The sequence below is a fragment of the Burkholderia sp. MR1-5-21 genome, assembly GCF_053427715.1.
The window spans coordinates 1-17,432 of the sequence record NZ_JBSAXD010000044.1 but is presented as its reverse complement, the minus strand read 5'-3'; the positions used below and the strand labels follow the sequence as shown (position 1 = coordinate 17,432).

The following is a 17,432-nucleotide window of genomic DNA, read 5'->3' as shown; positions in this document are numbered from 1 at the left end:
GCTCCCGGTATTTCCCACGAGCGGCCCCACCGATTATCGTCCTTCCCGCCTCAAGGAGGTATGTCAGAAGACGCTATTTTTTTGTCGGCATATTCCTGCAGGGTATACTAAAACAGCTGCCTTGCAGGAGCACTGCCATGCCTCGTCCTCTGACCTTCCACCAGATTGAAGCGTTTTATGCTGTGGTCGTCTCGGGAACCACGGTAGCCGCTGCACGGATGCTGAACACCACGCAGCCGTCCATCAGCCGCCTGATCACCCAGGCTCAAAGCGCGTCTGGCCTGAAACTCTTCGTCAACGACAGGGGCAGGCTCCAGCTCACCCGCGAAGGAAGACACCTTTTTGATACGGTCGAGCGGTACTTCCAGGGGTTTGAGCAGATCGAGAAGTCGATCGCTTCGCTCCGCGAATCCGGCACAGGCATCTTCCGCATCGCATCTACACCTTCGCTCGGCCAAAGCATTCTGCCTTCGGCAATGAAGCGGTTCGCCGCCATATTCCCAAACGTCACCTACACGGTAGCGACGCTCGGTAGCCGGGAGATCGCCGAGGGCCTAAGGCTCGGACGTTACGATATCGCTGTCACCAACACCCGTTTCGATGGAGAGGAGTTTTCTATCCATCAGGTCGCCGGAACGGATGCCGTGTGTGTTTGTGCCCTCGATCACGAGTTTGCCAAGCTTGAGACGGTACAGCCCGAGACATTGGCGGAACATTCATTCATCAGTCTTCCTTCTCATGACGAGCTGACGATGAAGCTTCGCGATGTCATGCAGTCGCGATCACTAACCCTGCGGACTATCGTAGAAACGATTTACTCATCAACGATCTGCGCGATGGTGAAGGCAGGTCTAGGCGTGAGCGTTGTCAATCCGTACATGGCCGCTGCCTTCGCGGGACAACTCTGTATTCGCCCGTTCGAGCCCAAGATCGGCATCTCCACGTATGCCATCTTCTCTCGTTATGCGCCTGCGTCCGAACTCGCGGAGCGCTTCCTCCACGAACTAGCTCTCGCGATGCGGGATGTGCCACACGAGTTGCCCGCCATAGACAGCCTCTAAGGCGGAACAAAAGCCGTCACTGGCGTAGAGCCGCGCGTTTTCCGCGGTATCCGCATTTGTCTAAACAACTGGCGGCTCACTCTCGTTTTCGACGTAAAAACTGCGTACCAGCGCTATGCCGTTGCCGAATAGGCGACCCCAAAAATAGCATTGGCGCCGCATTTTTGGTCCCTTCAAAGTCTATCCGACTCTGACAAATACGTGTGCTGAGCGTCCTCACAGACATTCACGGATAGGCAATGACATCGACAAACGCGCAACAGATACCGGCAGCTGCCGGCGAGTATTCGACTCCCTCATACCCAGCAATCCAAAATGAATCGGCGTGGCGTCTCGACCGGCTGGAAGTGGGTTTTTTCCATTACCGCGTCATGGCCATTATTGGCGCCGGTCTACTTGTCGAGTCCTACGAGAACTTTCTCGCCAGCAGTGTGCTTGCGGCGCTGCAGAAAGAAGGATGGACGAACATCCACATCACCAGCCTGTTTCTCAGTGTGACGTTTGCAGGGTTGCTGGTGGGCGGCTTGCTTGCGGGCATACTCGGCGATCACGTGGGGCGTAAGAAAGGCTACCAACTGAATCTTCTTCTCTTCGGTGGCGGTGGCTTCGCGGCTTTCTTCGCACCCAACATGGACGTGCTCATCGCACTCCGATTCATCATGGGCATCGGCATTGGATCCGAGATCGTGCTCGGTTACAGCACGTTGGCTGAATTTGTTCCGCCGAGCAAGCGGGGACGACTCTTTGCCATCCTGTCATTCGTGACGCACGGCGGGGGGTTCTTCGCTAGCATCATCGGAGCGGCGGTGATCCCGACTCTTGGCTGGCGCTGGATGTTTATGATCGCGGCTATCGGCGCAGCAATCGTCTGGTACTTTCGCCGGTACATGCCCGAGTCGCCTCGTTGGTTGGAGAGCAGGGGCCGCTTCGATGAGGCTCGTGCGGTGATGGATCAGATTGAAGCGGTCGCCTACAAGGGCAAGGTCCCTCCCCTGATTCCGCCAGCAACGATCTGCGAGGCGCGTGAAGCCGAAAGCAAGCCCATCGAGCAGGCGAGAGCGTGGGACCTTTTCAAGCCCAAGTATCTGCGAACCTTCATTGTCGGGTTGCTCGTCATGGTGACGATGCAGGTATGCCTGTATGGCATCGTCATGTGGATGCCGACGTTCTTCGTTTCCCAGGGCTACACGATGCAACAAGCGCTGAAATGGAATGCGATCGTTGCGTTTGGCCAGCCGGTAAGCAGCATCGCTCTGATTTTCGTCGTTGACAAGATCGGCCGCAAGGCGCTGTTGATCGGGTCTTCAGCTCTCTCCGTAGCGCTCTCAACGGTCTATATTACGTCGAACGACCAGCCAGTGATTATGCTTTTGACGACCGGCTTCGTGTTCATGGTGATGTCCCAAATCCTGATGACCGTTGGCCAGGGGCTGTATCTCTCGGAGATCTTTCCGACCAAGCTTCGCTCCCGTGGTGTCGGCTTTGTCAGTTCCGTCTCGCGAGCAATTCAGATTGGCGTGCAGGCGGCGATCCCCGCGATCTATGGGCTGTACAAAGTCGCCGGGATCATGGTGGCTGCAGACTTCGTACTGGTCACGTTCGCCGCAGGCCTGCTTTTCCTCGGCGTGGAAACTCGAAAGCGCAGCCTCGAAGAGATTTCAAACTAACCTCTCCTAGCTCCTCTTCTTCGCGGGGTATCGTCTCTCCGACTGCCCCGCGAAACAAGCTCGCATCAAAGATGGGCAAGACAATCAAATGTCTTAATTTTTTCACCGCTTAGTTAGGTATGCATATTTAATGAAGTCAGATTGGGTGTTAGCGGTTTCGCTTTTCCCACATTCGCTTTCCTTCAAAACACCGACATCATATTCAATCGTCTATTCCGGACCAAAGCAATGAGACTACTCGCCTTAGCTAGCTCCACCTGTGCATTGACTCTGATGACAACTTGCGCGCATGCTCAAAGCACCGTCACGCTTTACGGCCTTATCGACACCGGAATTTCTTATACAAATAACATCAAAGGCGGCAGCGCCTGGCAGGAGAGCAACGGGAAGCTCGGTGGCAGCCGGTGGGGCATCCTTGGCAAGGAAGATCTTGGTGGCGGGCTGAATGCCATCTTCACGCTGGAAAGCGGCTTTAACTCCGCGAACGGCACGTCTCAGCAAGGCGGAAGGCTATTCGGCCGTCAAGCGTTCGTTGGCATCGACAAGACCGGAGTAGGCACGGTGACATTCGGCCGTCAGTACGATCCGCTTGGTGACCTCATCGGGAATTACTTCGCATCCGGATTCTGGACTGCCTCGACACACATCGGTGACAACGACAATCTCGATCGCTCTCAGCGATTCAACAACTCTGTGAAGTTCCGATCGGCGCAGATCGGTGGATTCGCAGTCGATACGATGTACGGCTTCAGCAATCAAGCGTCTGGGCCGAACGGTCAAGGCTTTGCCAACAACCGCATGTGGTCGGTCGCCGCGAACTATACACATGGCCCATTCTCGTTTGGTGGCGGCTTCGAACAACTCGATCATCCAAATTCAACTACCAACACGAGCGGCGCATCCGGGGGCGCTACTGCAACGACCGGTGACGATTACAGCTCGTCGTTCTTTTATGGTATCGATGGAGGTGTCGCGCGCCAGCAGATCGCGGCCGTCGGCACCAACTATGTTGCTGGTCCGGCGACGGTCGGCCTCGGCTTCAGCCACGTTCAGTTGAACTACAACGACGGTGCAGCTCGCAAGCTGAATAACTATGACGCGAATCTGCGCTATCAAATTTCAGCGCCCCTCTACCTTATGGCCGACTACACCTTCACCGATGGCCGCGTGACGGGACTGCCCGGTGTGAGCTCCCACGAACTTCGCCCGAAGTGGCATCAGGTGACGCTCGGCTTTGACTATTCCCTGTCGACGCGAACTGAAATCTACATGAGCGCGAGCTATCAGAAAGCGGTCGGGGATGGGTCTACGCTGGTCGGCAGAAAGTATGCCGCCGTTGCATCGATTCAAACAGCCGGCGGCGTATCTTCAACAAACACTCAGGTTACGGTAGCCACTGGCATTCGGCACAAGTTCTGATCTTCCGACGCTACACCAAGGCGCGGACACCAGTTGGAAGCTAGTGCGCCAAATGGTGTCCGCGATGATTACACGAAGTCGCTTGAGACTCGGCGGCAGTACCCGCAGACACCGGATAGTAAGGCATGTGTGTGCAACTTCTGCGCGCGATAGTTAAGCATGTCGACCGGGCCAGCCTTCGCGTTGGAATCTCGCAGGCCGGTGACAAATTCACGAGCCCGACATTGACGTTTCCGGTGCGCCATGCGGGTTTGCCTACTGTGCTGTGATGCCCTTGAACATCGCGGCTGCCGCGGCGTCGAAATCGACATCGTCAGGCAACCGGCCACGACTGCCTCGTGGATCTTCGCAATCAACCGATCGTCTTCTGACATGGTAGGATCGGGACTCGAGTCGTTCGCGACCGACTCCTTCGCGGCGACGGTCGCCGCGTGACTGTCGGTCTGCTCAACGCGACCAGCCGGTGTCGCTTCCGGTATCGCCACGACCGCTTCCTGCTGCAGCACGGTCACAGTCGGGTCGTATACGACTGTTGCGCGACCGGGCCGGACCGGCCTCAGTATCGCGAAGTACCAGGCACAGCAGGTGCCGGCTTCCAGCACGACCACACCTACAAAATCCAGTAACAGATCCAGTCGCGCTTCGGTCGCGCCGCGCCAATGTGCGACCATCGAAGTCGCGGGATTGCCGCGACTCGACTCACGCAGTTCTTCCGCGCGACTGGGTGGTCACGAAGCCAGTCCTGTTCGGTCACACGCCCCTTCGCCTTGGCATCGAGCACCGAGAGCCGGGCCACGGGCTCACCTTACGGATAGGCAATCACGGGCAGCGACGGGCGTCGACGAGCTTCTGCACCGGTCAGCGATTCGTCAGCGATATGTTGGCGAGACGGCGAGCATGAACCGGTTGGCGTCGGTCGGCCACCGGTCTATCATCGCAACGTAGTGTCGTCGATATATGCCGGCCTGCTGGGCTGGCAACAACGGAGAGACTGCCATGCACGCCGATCCTGTGGAATACAAAAAGTCGACCATCATGCCTCTGGTCTCGCTTTTGATACCGGGCTACGCAGCAACCGCACTGGTTACGCGCAAGGGCGGCAAGCAGGAAGCATTCCGCATCCTTGGCTATTTCGCATCGGAGAAAGCCGCCCGCCAGTTTGCGGTTGAATACGCGAAAACCCACATTGACGGTCGGCGATGCCCGAAGCCGCCTTTCTCCCTTCGCTAATTCCTGGCCGAGTGCGTAGCCGATCCGGCCGCGACGCGCTCGAAGCTGCGACTGCCGTGCTGAATGCGTTGTACGAGTATCGCGCCGAGTTGGCCAGGATTCGCTCCACGACACCCGGTATCGTGCATCCGACGCTCGTGATCGGGCTCATCGAGGGTGGCATCAACACAAACGTCGTGCCGGATCTCGTCAGGTTGCGGCTCGATCGGCCGGATCGGTTGTCCGCGTGCACCTGCAATTCGACTCCTTCAGCCTAGCTGCTCTCGCGTTCGATCAACTCACATGACAACGGCTTCTGCCGCTTGCGCAGCGTCGCGAACGCCGGTGGATCGTCACCCAGCAGCTCGAAGATCCGCTCCGCCGCCGCGACGCCCATCTCGCGCGCGGGCGGCCGCACGGTGGTCAGGCTCGGCATCAGCATCTCCGCCATCGGATAGTCGCCGAACCCGACGATCGCACACTGCTCCGGCACGCGAATGCCTGCTCGCGGCGCCGCGAGCAGCGCGCCGAACGCGAGATTGTCGTTCGCGAAGACAATCGCATCGGCCAGATGGCGCGCAGACACGAGCGCGAGCAACGCTTCTCGCCCCGCGTGCGCCGGCTGCGCATCGGCTGGTGCAAACACGATCGGCCGGCGGCCGTGCTCGCGCATCACGTCGGCGTAGCCGTCGCGCCGCTCGAGCGCGCTCGCGTCGCCCGCGACGCTGTTCTGCACGAACGCGATGCGCCGGTAGCCGCGCTCGATCAGATGACGCGCCGCGATTCGCCCGGCTTCCCAATGCGCGAACCCGATCTGCAGCGGCTTGCGCCGCGGCTGGAAGTCCCACGTCTCGATCACGGGCACCCGCGTTTGCGCGATCAGCGCCTCGGTGCCGGCCGAATGGAAATGCGACGTCAGCACGAGCGCCGCGGGCGACCAGCCGAGCAGACCGCGCACCGCGTGCTCCTCGAGATCCATGGAGAAATAGCTCGACGCCAGCAGCAACTGGTAGCCGTGCGCGGTCACCGCGTCGCTGAAGCTCTGGATCGTGTTCGCGAAGATCGGCCCGGAAATGTTCGGAATCACCATGCCGATAGCGCGGCTGCGCGCCGACGCGAGCCCGCCCGCGACGAGATTCGGCACGTAGCCGAGTTCGGCGACGGCACGCGCGATCCGCTCGCGCAGCGGCCCGGACACCCGCTCCGGATCCTGGAAGTAGCGCGACACGCTGATCTGCGACACGCCGACGTGCTCGGCCACGTCGCGCAACGTGAGACGCCCGGACGTGCGCCGCTGGCGCGCATCGCGGTTAGTCGAATCGGACATATGTTCCGCTGATTTCGTTATTTGACGCGGCGATATCGCCACGTGAAACTGATCGCCAATGGTAGCGCTAACCGCCGATGGCAGCCAGCCCGAATCGCTGTGCGGCCTGCGGGGCGCGTGCTGGGTTCGCGACAGGATATCGGATGACGACAGCTTCCCGCCTCATGCATCTCGGGGCCTTTCTGATGGAGACCGGGCACCATGTCGCCGCATGGCGGCATCCGGACGTGCAGGCCGACGCCGGCACGGATTTCCGCGCCTACACGGCGCTCGCGCGCGTGGCCGAGCGCGCGTGCTTCGACGCAATCTTCGTCGCGGACAGCGTTGCCGCGAACATGGGCGCCGGCGCGGCGCTCGCCGCGCGGTCCGACCGGCTCGATCCGCTGACGCTGCTGCCGGCGCTGGCGGCCGTCACGGAGCGCATCGGCCTCGTCGCGACGGCGACCACGACCTACAACGAGCCGTATCACATTGCACGCAAGTTCGCGTCGCTCGACCACATCAGCGGCGGCCGGGCCGGCTGGAATCTCGTGACGTCGGACAACGCGGCCGAAGCGCACAACTTCGGGCGCGCGGAACACGTCGGACATGCGGAGCGCTATGCGCGCGCCCGCGAGTTCCATCGCGTCGTCACGGGCCTGTGGGACAGCTGGGCCGACGACAGCTTCGTCCGCGACAAGGCGAGCGGCGTTTACTACGACGCGTCGACGCTGCGCGTGCTCGATCATCGCGGCCGGCACTTCTCCGTGGCGGGGCCGCTCAACGTGCCGCGCCCGGTGCAGGGCTGGCCGGTCGTCGTTCAGGCGGGCTCGTCGGACGCCGGCCGCGCGCTCGCCGCGCAGACGGCCGACGTCGTGTTCACCGCGCACGCGCGTGTCGACACCGCACAGGCGTTCTATCGCGACATGAAGGCGCGTGCCGTCTCGGCCGGCCGCGCGCCGGACGATCTCAAGATCATGCCGGGGCTGTCGGTAGTCGTTGCGCGTACCGACAGCGAGGCGCGCGAGCGCTTCGACGCGCTGCAGGCGCTGGTCGATCCGGCGGCGGGCGTCGCGCTGCTCGCGCGGATGCTCGGCAACTTTGACCTGTCGGGCTGTCCGCTTGACGGACCGCTGCCCGAGCTGCCGCTCACGGACAGCGGCCAGCGCAGCCGCCAGGCGCTCCTCAACGCACTCGCCGACGACGGAAAGCTGACGATTCGCGAGCTGTACCTGAAGATCGCGGCCGGCCGCGGCCATCACACGGTTGTCGGCAGCGCGGCCACGGTCGCGGATGCGATGCAGACGTGGTTCGAGCACGATGCCGCCGACGGCTTCAACGTGATGCCGGCCGAGCTGCCGGGCGGGCTCGATGCGTTCTGTTCGCTCGTCGTGCCCGAACTGCGGCGGCGCGGGCTGTTTCGCACCGCGTACACGGGCCGCACGCTGCGCGAGCACCTCGGGCTGCGCCGCCCGGTTCGCGCGTGAAGGCGCGCCGTTCGCTTCGCCGAACCAGTTTTGCCGATCCATTTAGACAAGGAAATCCGACCATGCCCGTCACGCGCCGTTCGTTTCTCTCCGCCGCCCGCGCCGCCGCCGTCGCCGCGCTTGCCGCGCCCTTTGCCGGCACGGCGCGCACGAGCGCCGGCCACACGCTGCGCATCGGCTATCAGAAAGGCACACCGCTCACGCTGCTGAAGGCGCAGCGCACGCTCGACAAGCCGCTCGCCGCGCGCGGCTTCGATGTCGCGTGGATCGAGTTTCCGGCCGGGCCGCCGCTGCTCGAGGCGATGAACGCCGGCTCGATCGATCTCGGCTACACAGGGTCGCCGCCGCCGGTCTTCGCGCAGGCGGCCGGAAGCCGGATCGTCTATCTGGCCGCCGAGCCGGCCGGGCCGCACAGCGAGGCGATCATCGTGCCGGACGCTTCGCCGGTGAAGACGGTCGCCGACCTGAAAGGGCGCACGGTCGCGTTCGCGCGCGGGTCGAGCTCGAACTACCTGATCGTCGCGGCGCTGGAGAAGGCAGGCCTGAATTATTCCGACATCAAGCCGGCGTTTCTGTCTCCCGCGGATGCGCGCGCCGCGTTCGAAGGCGGCAAGGTCGACGCATGGGTCATCTGGGATCCGTATCTCGCGGTGGTGCAGCAGACGCTCGGCGTGCGCACGATCGCCGATTACGGTTCCGGCATCGTGCAACCGTACAGCTTCTTTCTCGGCTCGCCGGATTTCGCGACATCGCATCCCGACGTGCTGTCCGACGTGCTCTCCGAAGTGGCCCGCGGCGATGCAAGGACAGCGAGCCATCGCGGCGAAGCCGCGCAGTTGATTGCGCGCGAGATCGGCGTGCCGCAGCCGATCGTCGAGCGCTATCTCGCGCGCTCGGCGTTCGGGCTGCTACCGCTCGGCGCCGCCGTGCTCGATGCGCAGCAGCGCGTCGCCGATGCGTTCCACCGCGCCGGCGTAATCCCGCGCGCGATTCGCGTCGCCGACATCGTCCATCCGGTTTCTTTTGTCCGCTAACGCCTTATCGTCCATATCGCCGAGTCGCCGTCATGAATCGTCCGTCTTTCCGTCCCGCCGCCGTTGGTTTGCGTCACCGCCGCCGCAGCGCGCCGCGCTGGCGCCCGCGCTTCATGCCCCGAATGAGATCGGGCCTGCGCGCAGCCGGCGCCGTTGTCATCGCCTGCGCCGGCCACGCGTCGCACGCGCAGTCGTCGCTGCAGATCTACGGGATCGTCGATTCGGCGCTGCAGGTCGGGCACTTCAACAGCACGACAGGCGCAACCGCGTCCGCGGCGAGCGGCAACCTGCAGGCGTCGCGCTTCGGCTTCCTCGGCAAGGAGGATCTCGGCGGCGGATACCGCGCGAACTTTCGGCTCGAGACCGGCTTCAACACGTATACCGGGATGGGCGGTGGCGCGACGGAATTCAATCGCGGCGCGTCGGTCGGCGTGTCGGGCCCGTTCGGCAGCGTCGATGCAGGCTATCTGTACCTGCCAATCTACTGGGTGTTTCTCGCGTCCGACGTCGGCACGTACGGGCTTGCGAATCCAGCCGCGATCATGTCGCTCGAGCACACGACGACGCTCGGCGCGAGCGGCACGGGCGGGTTCTACCGGAATGCAGTTCGCTATCGCACACCGGACACGCTCGGCGGATGGTCGAGCGAGGTCGGCTATTCGTTCGGTGCTCAGGATCCCGCGGGGCAGACGCTGAACGCGCGCAACGTCGGCGCGAACGTCCAATATGCGAAACACGGCGTGCTGTTCGGGTATGGCTTCAATCGCTACCAGTACTATGCGAACGCGACGGCGCCCGATGCTTCGTCGCAGATCACGCACGTCATCACGTCGGCGGCCGAGATCGGCAACGTGGTGGTGGGCGGAAACTATGTCTATTCGAAGCGCACCGACGGCACGGGATGGTTTGCATCGGCGATGCTGCTAAACGCGCGCGTGCGGATCGGCCAAGGCGACGTCAACGCCGGCATCGCGCGTCGCATCGAGAACGGCAATGCGCGCGCCGTAGCCTGCGACGCGGGTTACGTGTACTACCTGTCGAAGCGCACGCAGTTGTATGGCTTCGCGACGACCATCCTCAACAACAGCCATTCGACGCAAGGGTTTGCTCTGCTCAACAGCGCGGCGGCGACCGTCGCACCGGGATTCGATCCATGGGCGCTGACGATGGGGGTGCGCACGTCGTTCTAAAGGCGGAACTACACATTCGCTTTGAACGGCGGCTCAACATTCACTTTGCGCTGGTCAAGCTCGCTCCCGCCACCATCTGCTCTCGCTTCGTCGATGGCTCGTGTTAGCGGGTCTAACTCCTGGCGTACAGATATCCTGCGTGAACTCGTCCAACGATTTCACACACATACGACGAGAGTCGGATCATCCAATTGGAGCCTGACGGACCGCCGGTCTGCTTGACCAGCGCGAATTTGCTTTCATCGTCCAGAGCCCGAATGCTAGCACTAATTGCCGCAGGGGGAACGCCGAGATTCTTTGCAGTCTCGGAAAGCGCCCCCATTTCCCCCATCACGAAGCTTCGCTGTTGAAGCGCGTCCTGCGCGTCCAATTATTGAATGAACAGGCTCGGGGTGCCAGGAGCAGGCCGACCTCGCTACCGACACCTCTCGATATCTTATCCCTGAGCCGAATCGCCAAATTTTCGCGGATTGGGCGAGCCTATTTTGGCGCAGTTTTACCATTACCAAGAGCTGCCGAAACTTGTGCGGCAGTCGGCTCGGTCAGATTATACGTCGCAAGCAACTTAGCATAACGCCCGTCACCTTTGATTGTAGCGAACGCTTGCTCCATGGCCTTCACCAACTCCGTATTACCCTTGCGAATTCCCAAACCGACAACCACTGGATACAGCGGCTCGCTCGACGTGAGCACTAGCCGGCCTTTCGATCTCTCTGCGGTAAATTTCGAGATAGCCGCGTCCTCAATCTGAACTTCCGCAGACCGGGCCAATACCGCTTGTGATGCCTCCGGAGAGGTGGGAAATTCTCGTACATCAATTGGACTTCTCCCCGACGGTGCACAAATCTCTTTCGATACTTGCGCTAAACGCGGAATCCACGAAGCACCTTTATCAGACGCGACCCGCTTCCCACATAGCTGCTCGGGCTTAGTCGGCTTCCAATCACTATCGCTACGCACCAACATTACAGCACCTGTGGTAAAGTATGGAATGAAATCCAATTGTTTGGCCCGCTCTGGAGTGACATAGAGCGCTGAGGCGATTACATCGAAACGCTGTGCATTGACACCAGTAATCAAGTCCGCGAAGCGAGTATCTACAAACTCAGGTTCGAGTTTCATTTCCACGGCTAGAACGCGCATCAACTCCGGATCGAAACCCGCAGCGACGTTGGCCTCCATATAGTCGTACGGGGCTTCCGTCAAATCCGATCCGATCTTTAGCTTGCCCTTGTTGAGTGTTGCGGCTCCAGCCGAAACGATGAGCAGTGATGCGATAGTCAGGCCAACAAGACAAAGAAATGATTTTCGCCTCACGTCATACCTCCTAGCATTAAATCAAAAAATACGGACACAGGGTCTTGTTAGTTAAATTTCAAACCTCGATTTCCATGAGATCCTCCATTTAATCACGCCACACTCCACTTCAAACCCGCTTTAAAATCATCGATCACTCCCAGCAATCACCCGACTCAAACCAACCTGTTGCAGGCGACACCTGAATTTTCCTCGTCGCAATTTATTACATCCCGTGTGATCTACTGTAATCCGAAACTTTCGGCGATGTCCAATCGGCGAGCGATTCAGAATCGGGCTTGAAGATCTCAATCTTCAATGGGTACGTCGGACGCGGCACGCGCTCGTCTCGAAGGCCACAGTCTCCCGCCGGACATGCAGATAGGCAAGCCAACAGGTTTATTTCTGCAAAAAATTCGATGAAATCTCCTGCGCGAACCGGACTTGCCTTATTAATATACTCATGCGTGACTTTATCAAAGCCAGAGCACATGAACACATTCAGCACATCATGAATATACTTTTCCGCCTCAACCACCTCAAATTCCTTGTATTTCGCCAGGCCGCGGACTAAGTTTGAATGGCAACTTTTGTGAAATTCAATTCCATCCAGCAATTTATGGATATATGGATCGCAGCGCGTTCCGATCACATCATGAGGTGCGCAGCCATCTTCGTCATAACCGTACCAATTTAAAGTATCATGAGTAACGGTAGCCATAGGCCGCAAGAACGGCATGGACGACCACAAGCGATCACCGGTTGTCACATGCGTTGCATGAATCGCCCGCGTTTTCCCGCTATAAAACTTCTCTTCAAGATTATCGGCGTTCCAGAGATTCAAATCTCCAACCTGTGAACCCTCAACACAAACAATCCGAAAGAGATGGCCTGCCGGAACATCCCACGCCAAACCGTCTCGGGCAGGTACGATCAGCTCCCGCTCCTTCTTTGCGTTTGAGCGGACGTGATTGTAGAAGCTCATGTCTGCCCGCTGAATCTGGCCATTTTCATACACTGTTTGCTTTGGTACCGACTTTTTTTTATTAGAGTCGACAGGCTCGATTGACTGGCCACTTAGTCGAATACTCACGTTTATCTCCTATTCTGATTGATCGAGAATTACATAGAAAAGTGAACGTTAAAGAGCTTGAGGGGCAAAGTAAAGGTTTCCGAGGAAGCGTTCAATCCTAGGATGTCGGGCTTCGCGTAGCGCTGCTGGCGCGTCATTGGCCACAATGCGTCCGTCCTCCATGAATATCAGGCGGTCTGAAATTCGAAATGCGAACTCCATTTCATGAGTTACAATGATCATTGTCATTCCCTCATTAGCGAGAGTAGCGATTACGTCCAAGACGTCTGCGACCAGTTCTGGATCCAATGCTGACGTCGGCTCATCAAACAACATCACGGTTGGCCGCAGTGCTAGTGCTCTAGCAATAGCGACGCGCTGCTGTTGCCCCCCGGAGAGCTGATGAGGATACTTTCCGGCGTGTTCCATCAAACCAACTTTGTCGAGCAATGCTAGCGACGCCGAGCGATTGGCTTGAATATCGCCTCGACCGTGATAGAGAGGCGCCAGCATCACATTGTCTAAAACCGTCCGGTGCGGAAAGAGGTTGAAATTCTGAAAAACCATACCGACATGGACCACTCGCTCGAAATACTGCCGATCGGAGATTCGCGGCCCAAAATCTTCTAAACCGCGCTGCAATAACTCACCGCCAATCTTGACTGCACCGTGGGTCAAACTCTCCAGTCCATTCAACGTCCGGATTAGAGTTGTCTTCCCGGACCCAGATGGACCTATGATTGCAACAATCTCTCCCCACTTGACTTTAATGTCCACTCCTTTTAGCACTTCGAGCGTTCCATAGCTTTTTTTCAACGCCATGGCTTCGACTGCGAACTCACCCCTTACAGGCTCAGCGGAAGACACTACGGACATTGTTTTCATGTCCACAGGGTGCTCAACAGAAATTGTTTTACGACGCGTAACGTCGAGGCGCCGCTCTAGCCAGCGAAGGGGAAAACCCGCTAAAGTCACAACAAAGACGTAATAGAATGCGACGGCAAGCATGGTTTCCAAAACAAGGAAATTCTGTGTATAGAGTCGCTGCCCGACCAATAGAATCTCCGATAGCGAGATAACTGAAACCAATGACGTGAGCTTAACGATCGTAACAAATTCGTTTGCGAGAGTCGGCAGTGCTACTCTCAATGCCTGAGGGATTACAATCAGTCGCTGCACACCCGCGTACCGGATACCTAGAGCCTTCCCTGCTTCCAACTGACCACGGGCCACCGCAAGCAAACCACCACGATGAATTTCGGCGATATATGCCGCCTCATTAAGCACCAATGCAATTAATCCCGCCCAAAATGGCGATGACAAAACCAAACCCGACGCCGGCCACGCCTGAGGAAGGTTGTAAATGAATACAAGCAAAACCAACAATGGAAGACTTCTGAATAACCAAATGTAGGCTGATGATGACACATTCATCATCATATTTCTTGACTGCTTCCCGAGCGCCAGCAGAAACCCAAGGATCACACTCAGCGTCCAAGCACTAACGCTAAGCTCCACGACGGTCCAGCAGGCGCGCCAAAAATCGACATTTACCAGCAACTCAAGGGTGTATTTCCAATCGAAATTCATATTCCAAAGAACCCCCACTGACCCACCGGCAATTCAGGCAGCCGTTTACCTTTCCAGTATTTTCATAAGAAAATCAATATATTTACATACTAACGACTTGTTTGTTTCGCCCATTTTCAGGTTAAGCATTTCTTCAGCCCGACCACAACGAGCCCTTCAAGTCACGCAGCTCAGCATCTCTGACGTTTCATCATATTTTTCGTCACTCCAATTGAGAACACGATAGCGTATAAGGATCAGCGTAAAATATAAATTTTCTTATCGTGGCGATCGATTTATTTTCTGATTCGTAACGTGGCTGGGAACGATCTTCATCACTCGGACGTCCTCAAGCTGCCCGAATCATGTGTCCACCACGCTCGAACAGAGGTGGCCGCGAAAATTCGGACAACCGAATTGATGACGCCATCAATCAAAAGCCAGACAGCTTCTGTATGGCGGACATGGCGGGCACTGCCGCGCCGGTCTGCGGCGACGCCATGACTCATGGTGTTGCCTCCTATCAGGCGATCTGTTTGTGTGCTTAGCCGTCGCTGTGTGCTCATATCTCCGATATCGCGATTTCATGCGCAACCTCATGAAATCACGATGCGTCATGGCAATACGTATGCGGTCTCCGCAGTTGTGTAGAACTCGTGCGCGTGGCGCCCGTGCTCTCGCGCGCCGTAGCTGCTTGCCTTGCGCCCGCCGAACGGCACGTGATAGTCGAGGCTCGCCGTCGGCAGATTCACCATGGCCATCGCCGCCTGAGCCTGACACCGGAAATGCGACGCATATTTGACGCTCGTGGTCGCGATACCGGCGGCGAGCCTGAACTGCGTCCGCTTCGCTGCTTCGAGCGCGGCTTCATAGTCGGCGACATGCTCCACGGTGGCAACCCGGCCGAAGATCTTTACGATGAGTGCGCATCTCCGCCGTGGCTCCGCTAAACAGTGTCGGCTGGATGAAGTACGCGTGCTTGCCACGGCCACTGTGGCATTCGATCGGACCGCCGCCTGCCTCGAGAATGGCGCCTTCCCAGTGCGCGAGCCCAATGAAGTCAAGGTCTTGTGCGTACTGCGCATCGCTGACAGCCGGACCAATGTCTGTATCCGGAAATAGCGCATCGCCGACGCGCAGTGAGTTGACGCGTTCACGTAGCATAGCGACGAACCGGTCTGAATACGATCCGTCACAATCAGTCAGCTCGACGCGGTGCATCGTTGACCGGTCGAAAAGAACGCGCTTTGCGTGACGAGCTCAACCGCCTGATCGAGAGCCGTATCGTCAAGAACAACCGGTGGGTTCTTACCGCCCATCTCAAGCTGAACCTTCTTACCATACGCCGCGCACTGCAATCCGGTGTCCCACGTCCCCCGAACCGGTAAAGCTCACGGCTGACACGCGTGGATCAATGACCAGTGCGTCGCCGATCGCGCTCTCGCGACCCATGGCGAGGTTGAATACACCGGTCGGCACCTTAGCGCGATGCAGAATCTCGGTGAGTGCCCACGCACTGCCCGGCGCGAGATCGGCCGGTTTGAACAGCACGCAATTCCCGCGTGCTAATGCGGTCGCAATCTTCCACGCCGGAATCGCGCGCGGGAAATACCAGGGTGTGATCAGCGTGACGACGCCGACCAGCTCCTGGGTGATGTCGAGGTTGGCTCCCGTGCGGCCCCATGGAATCACCTCTCCGGACAAGCACAGGCATTCACCCACGAAGAACTTGAAGATGTTGCCTGCCCGTCGAACTTCCGCCGCTGCGTCAGATTTCGTCTTGCCTTCTGCGCGAGAGCAGAATGTGGGGTATAGCAATGCACTAAGTGCTCGGCCGGCGTGACATACCCCAGCATGTCCTTTGGGCTGCCCCTGAGAAGCGAGTCGTTGAGCGCCACGTGCATCGCTCGTCGCTGCAATGAATCGAGGGATAATCCGCACGTGGAATGGGGCGATGTGGGAAGTGAGCGAGAGATTTTTCATATCAAGAATGAAAACGTGTCTCGACAGCACGGCCGAACAAGGCGAAGCGCGGGGAGCCAAATGACTCCCCGCGCTTCAGCTGGGCTCGGTGGGGCAGCCGGAGCGTGCCGGCCGGATAGCCAGTTCAGAGAACGGGAGATATCAACGGTTCGCCAGCGAAGTGTCGCTCGGCATTGGCTATGAACCGTCGAACGGACGCGTCGATCGCTTCCGGGGAAAGGCCACCGATGTGAGGTGTGAGGATTGCATTGCCAAAATCGAGCAGCGCAGCCGGAGGCGTCGGCTCTCCCTCATAGACATCGAGAGCGGCAGCAGAAATCTTCCCGGTGCGCAATGCTTGCGCCACCGCGTTAGTGTCGACCAGCGTGCCTCGCGCGATATTGACGAGCACCCCTTGAGGCCCCAGTGCGTCCAGCACTTCCGCGTTGACCAGGTGATACGTTTCCTTGCCACCGGGTGCCGCGATCATCAAGAAATCACACCAACCGGCAAGGCTGCGAATGTCGTCGAAATAGCGAAAACCAAGCTCGTCACGGCGAGTCCGGCTGTAATAGCCAATCTCCAAGTTGAAGCCGACCGCCCGTTGCGCAATCTTGCGGCCGATCGCTCCCAGACCGACGATACCCATCCGACGCCCAGACACCTGAGGCGGGCGCGGGATGTCGTCACGCCAGACCCCACGCCGCACACCGTCATTCAGGAATATCAGTCGTCTGACGGCAGCGAGCAGGATGGTCATTGCATGATCCGCCACGCAATCGTCATTCGTTCCCGCAGCATTCGCGACGCGGATACCTCGTTCCCGCGCTCGCTCTAATGCGACGTTCTCGAAGCCGACGCCGACTGTACAGATGATTTCGAGTTTCGGCAAACGGTCGATCTCTTCCGCCAGCAAGCCGTTCGTGCCATTGGTCAGCACTACGCGGATATCGGCGCCGCGTTCCCGGATCTGGGCTTCGCCGTTGCTACGGTCTGTACCCAGCCCCGCGTTGGGCGCATAGATCATATCGAAGTGCTCGGCAACCAGCACACGGTGTTCTTCGGAGAGAAACACGAGCACAAGAAGAAGTGGCTTTTCCATGCTATTCGATCGCGTCAACGTTGACCGTCTCCGGCAGCAATCTGATCGGCACGCAGGC

General features: G+C 58.9%; 13 protein-coding genes and 3 pseudogenes. 9 read left to right on the top strand and 7 right to left on the bottom strand.

What is annotated here, in order from left to right:
• Positions 1 to 137 precede the first annotated feature (137 nt).
• From ACV229_RS36890 to ACV229_RS36880, 3 genes are all read left to right on the top strand, one after another.
• Positions 138 to 1,061: a LysR substrate-binding domain-containing protein gene (locus ACV229_RS36890; protein ID WP_448087986.1), complete on the top strand. Its 924-nt coding sequence runs from the start codon at positions 138 to 140 to the stop codon at positions 1,059 to 1,061.
• 239 nt (positions 1,062 to 1,300) lie between these two features.
• Positions 1,301 to 2,728: an MFS transporter gene (locus ACV229_RS36885; protein WP_448087985.1), complete on the top strand. Its 1,428-nt coding sequence runs from the start codon at positions 1,301 to 1,303 to the stop codon at positions 2,726 to 2,728.
• Positions 2,729 to 2,956: 228 nt separating this feature from the next.
• The gene (locus ACV229_RS36880) at positions 2,957 to 4,147 is read left to right on the top strand and encodes a porin (protein WP_448087984.1); all 1,191 of its coding nucleotides are present in this window, start codon (positions 2,957 to 2,959) and stop codon (positions 4,145 to 4,147) included.
• A 68-nt stretch (positions 4,148 to 4,215) separates the two neighbouring features.
• On the opposite strand, the gene ACV229_RS36875 is transcribed toward ACV229_RS36880, so the two are convergent.
• Positions 4,216 to 4,818, bottom strand: coding sequence for a hypothetical protein (locus ACV229_RS36875; protein ID WP_448087983.1), 603 nt, complete (start codon positions 4,816 to 4,818; stop codon positions 4,216 to 4,218).
• A 325-nt stretch (positions 4,819 to 5,143) separates the two neighbouring features.
• On the opposite strand from ACV229_RS36875, the gene ACV229_RS36870 reads away from it, so the two are divergent.
• Both ACV229_RS36870 and ACV229_RS36865 read left to right on the top strand, forming a co-directional pair.
• Entirely contained in the window at positions 5,144 to 5,377 is a 234-nt protein-coding gene (locus tag ACV229_RS36870; RefSeq protein WP_448087982.1) for a hypothetical protein, read from the top strand.
• Between the two features lie 23 nt (positions 5,378 to 5,400).
• Positions 5,401 to 5,586: pseudogene (locus ACV229_RS36865) on the top strand (peptidase dimerization domain-containing protein); the annotation flags it as partial.
• A 44-nt stretch (positions 5,587 to 5,630) separates the two neighbouring features.
• Here ACV229_RS36865 and ACV229_RS36860 read toward each other — a convergent pair.
• Positions 5,631 to 6,683, bottom strand: coding sequence for a LacI family DNA-binding transcriptional regulator (locus ACV229_RS36860; protein WP_448087981.1), 1,053 nt, complete (start codon positions 6,681 to 6,683; stop codon positions 5,631 to 5,633).
• A 143-nt stretch (positions 6,684 to 6,826) separates the two neighbouring features.
• Here ACV229_RS36860 and ACV229_RS36855 point away from each other — a divergent pair, with 143 nt between their 5' ends.
• The 4 genes and pseudogenes from ACV229_RS36855 to ACV229_RS36840 form a co-directional block, all read left to right on the top strand.
• Positions 6,827 to 8,149 (top strand): LLM class flavin-dependent oxidoreductase, encoded by a 1,323-nt coding sequence (locus ACV229_RS36855; protein WP_448087980.1) that lies wholly within the window; start codon positions 6,827 to 6,829, stop codon positions 8,147 to 8,149.
• 62 nt (positions 8,150 to 8,211) lie between these two features.
• A complete protein-coding gene (locus tag ACV229_RS36850; protein WP_448088015.1) occupies positions 8,212 to 9,183 on the top strand; it encodes a sulfonate ABC transporter substrate-binding protein in 972 nt (323 codons plus the stop codon).
• Positions 9,184 to 9,296: 113 nt separating this feature from the next.
• A complete protein-coding gene (locus ACV229_RS36845; protein ID WP_448087979.1) occupies positions 9,297 to 10,373 on the top strand; it encodes a porin in 1,077 nt (358 codons plus the stop codon).
• Between the two features lie 5 nt (positions 10,374 to 10,378).
• Positions 10,379 to 10,480 (top strand): annotated as a pseudogene (locus ACV229_RS36840) (IS5/IS1182 family transposase); the annotation flags it as partial.
• A gap of 373 nt (positions 10,481 to 10,853) precedes the next feature.
• On the opposite strand, the gene ACV229_RS36835 reads toward ACV229_RS36840, so the two are convergent.
• The 5 genes and pseudogenes from ACV229_RS36835 to ACV229_RS36815 all read right to left on the bottom strand — a co-directional run bounded on the left by ACV229_RS36835 (position 10,854) and on the right by ACV229_RS36815 (position 17,374).
• A complete protein-coding gene (locus ACV229_RS36835) occupies positions 10,854 to 11,690 on the bottom strand; it encodes a transporter substrate-binding domain-containing protein (protein WP_448087978.1) in 837 nt (278 codons plus the stop codon).
• 205 nt (positions 11,691 to 11,895) lie between these two features.
• Positions 11,896 to 12,762: an urea carboxylase-associated family protein gene (locus ACV229_RS36830; RefSeq protein ID WP_448087977.1), complete on the bottom strand. Its 867-nt coding sequence runs from the start codon at positions 12,760 to 12,762 to the stop codon at positions 11,896 to 11,898.
• A gap of 48 nt (positions 12,763 to 12,810) precedes the next feature.
• Positions 12,811 to 14,331 carry an amino acid ABC transporter permease/ATP-binding protein gene (locus ACV229_RS36825; protein WP_448087976.1) on the bottom strand — a complete coding sequence of 507 codons (1,521 nt, stop codon included), beginning with the start codon at positions 14,329 to 14,331 and terminating at the stop codon, positions 12,811 to 12,813.
• Between the two features lie 593 nt (positions 14,332 to 14,924).
• A pseudogene (locus tag ACV229_RS36820) lies at positions 14,925 to 16,293 on the bottom strand (aldehyde dehydrogenase family protein).
• A 124-nt stretch (positions 16,294 to 16,417) separates the two neighbouring features.
• Complete coding sequence (locus ACV229_RS36815; RefSeq protein ID WP_448087975.1) at positions 16,418 to 17,374, bottom strand: 2-hydroxyacid dehydrogenase; 957 nt, start codon at positions 17,372 to 17,374, stop codon at positions 16,418 to 16,420.
• Between the last annotated feature and the right edge of the window lie 58 nt (positions 17,375 to 17,432).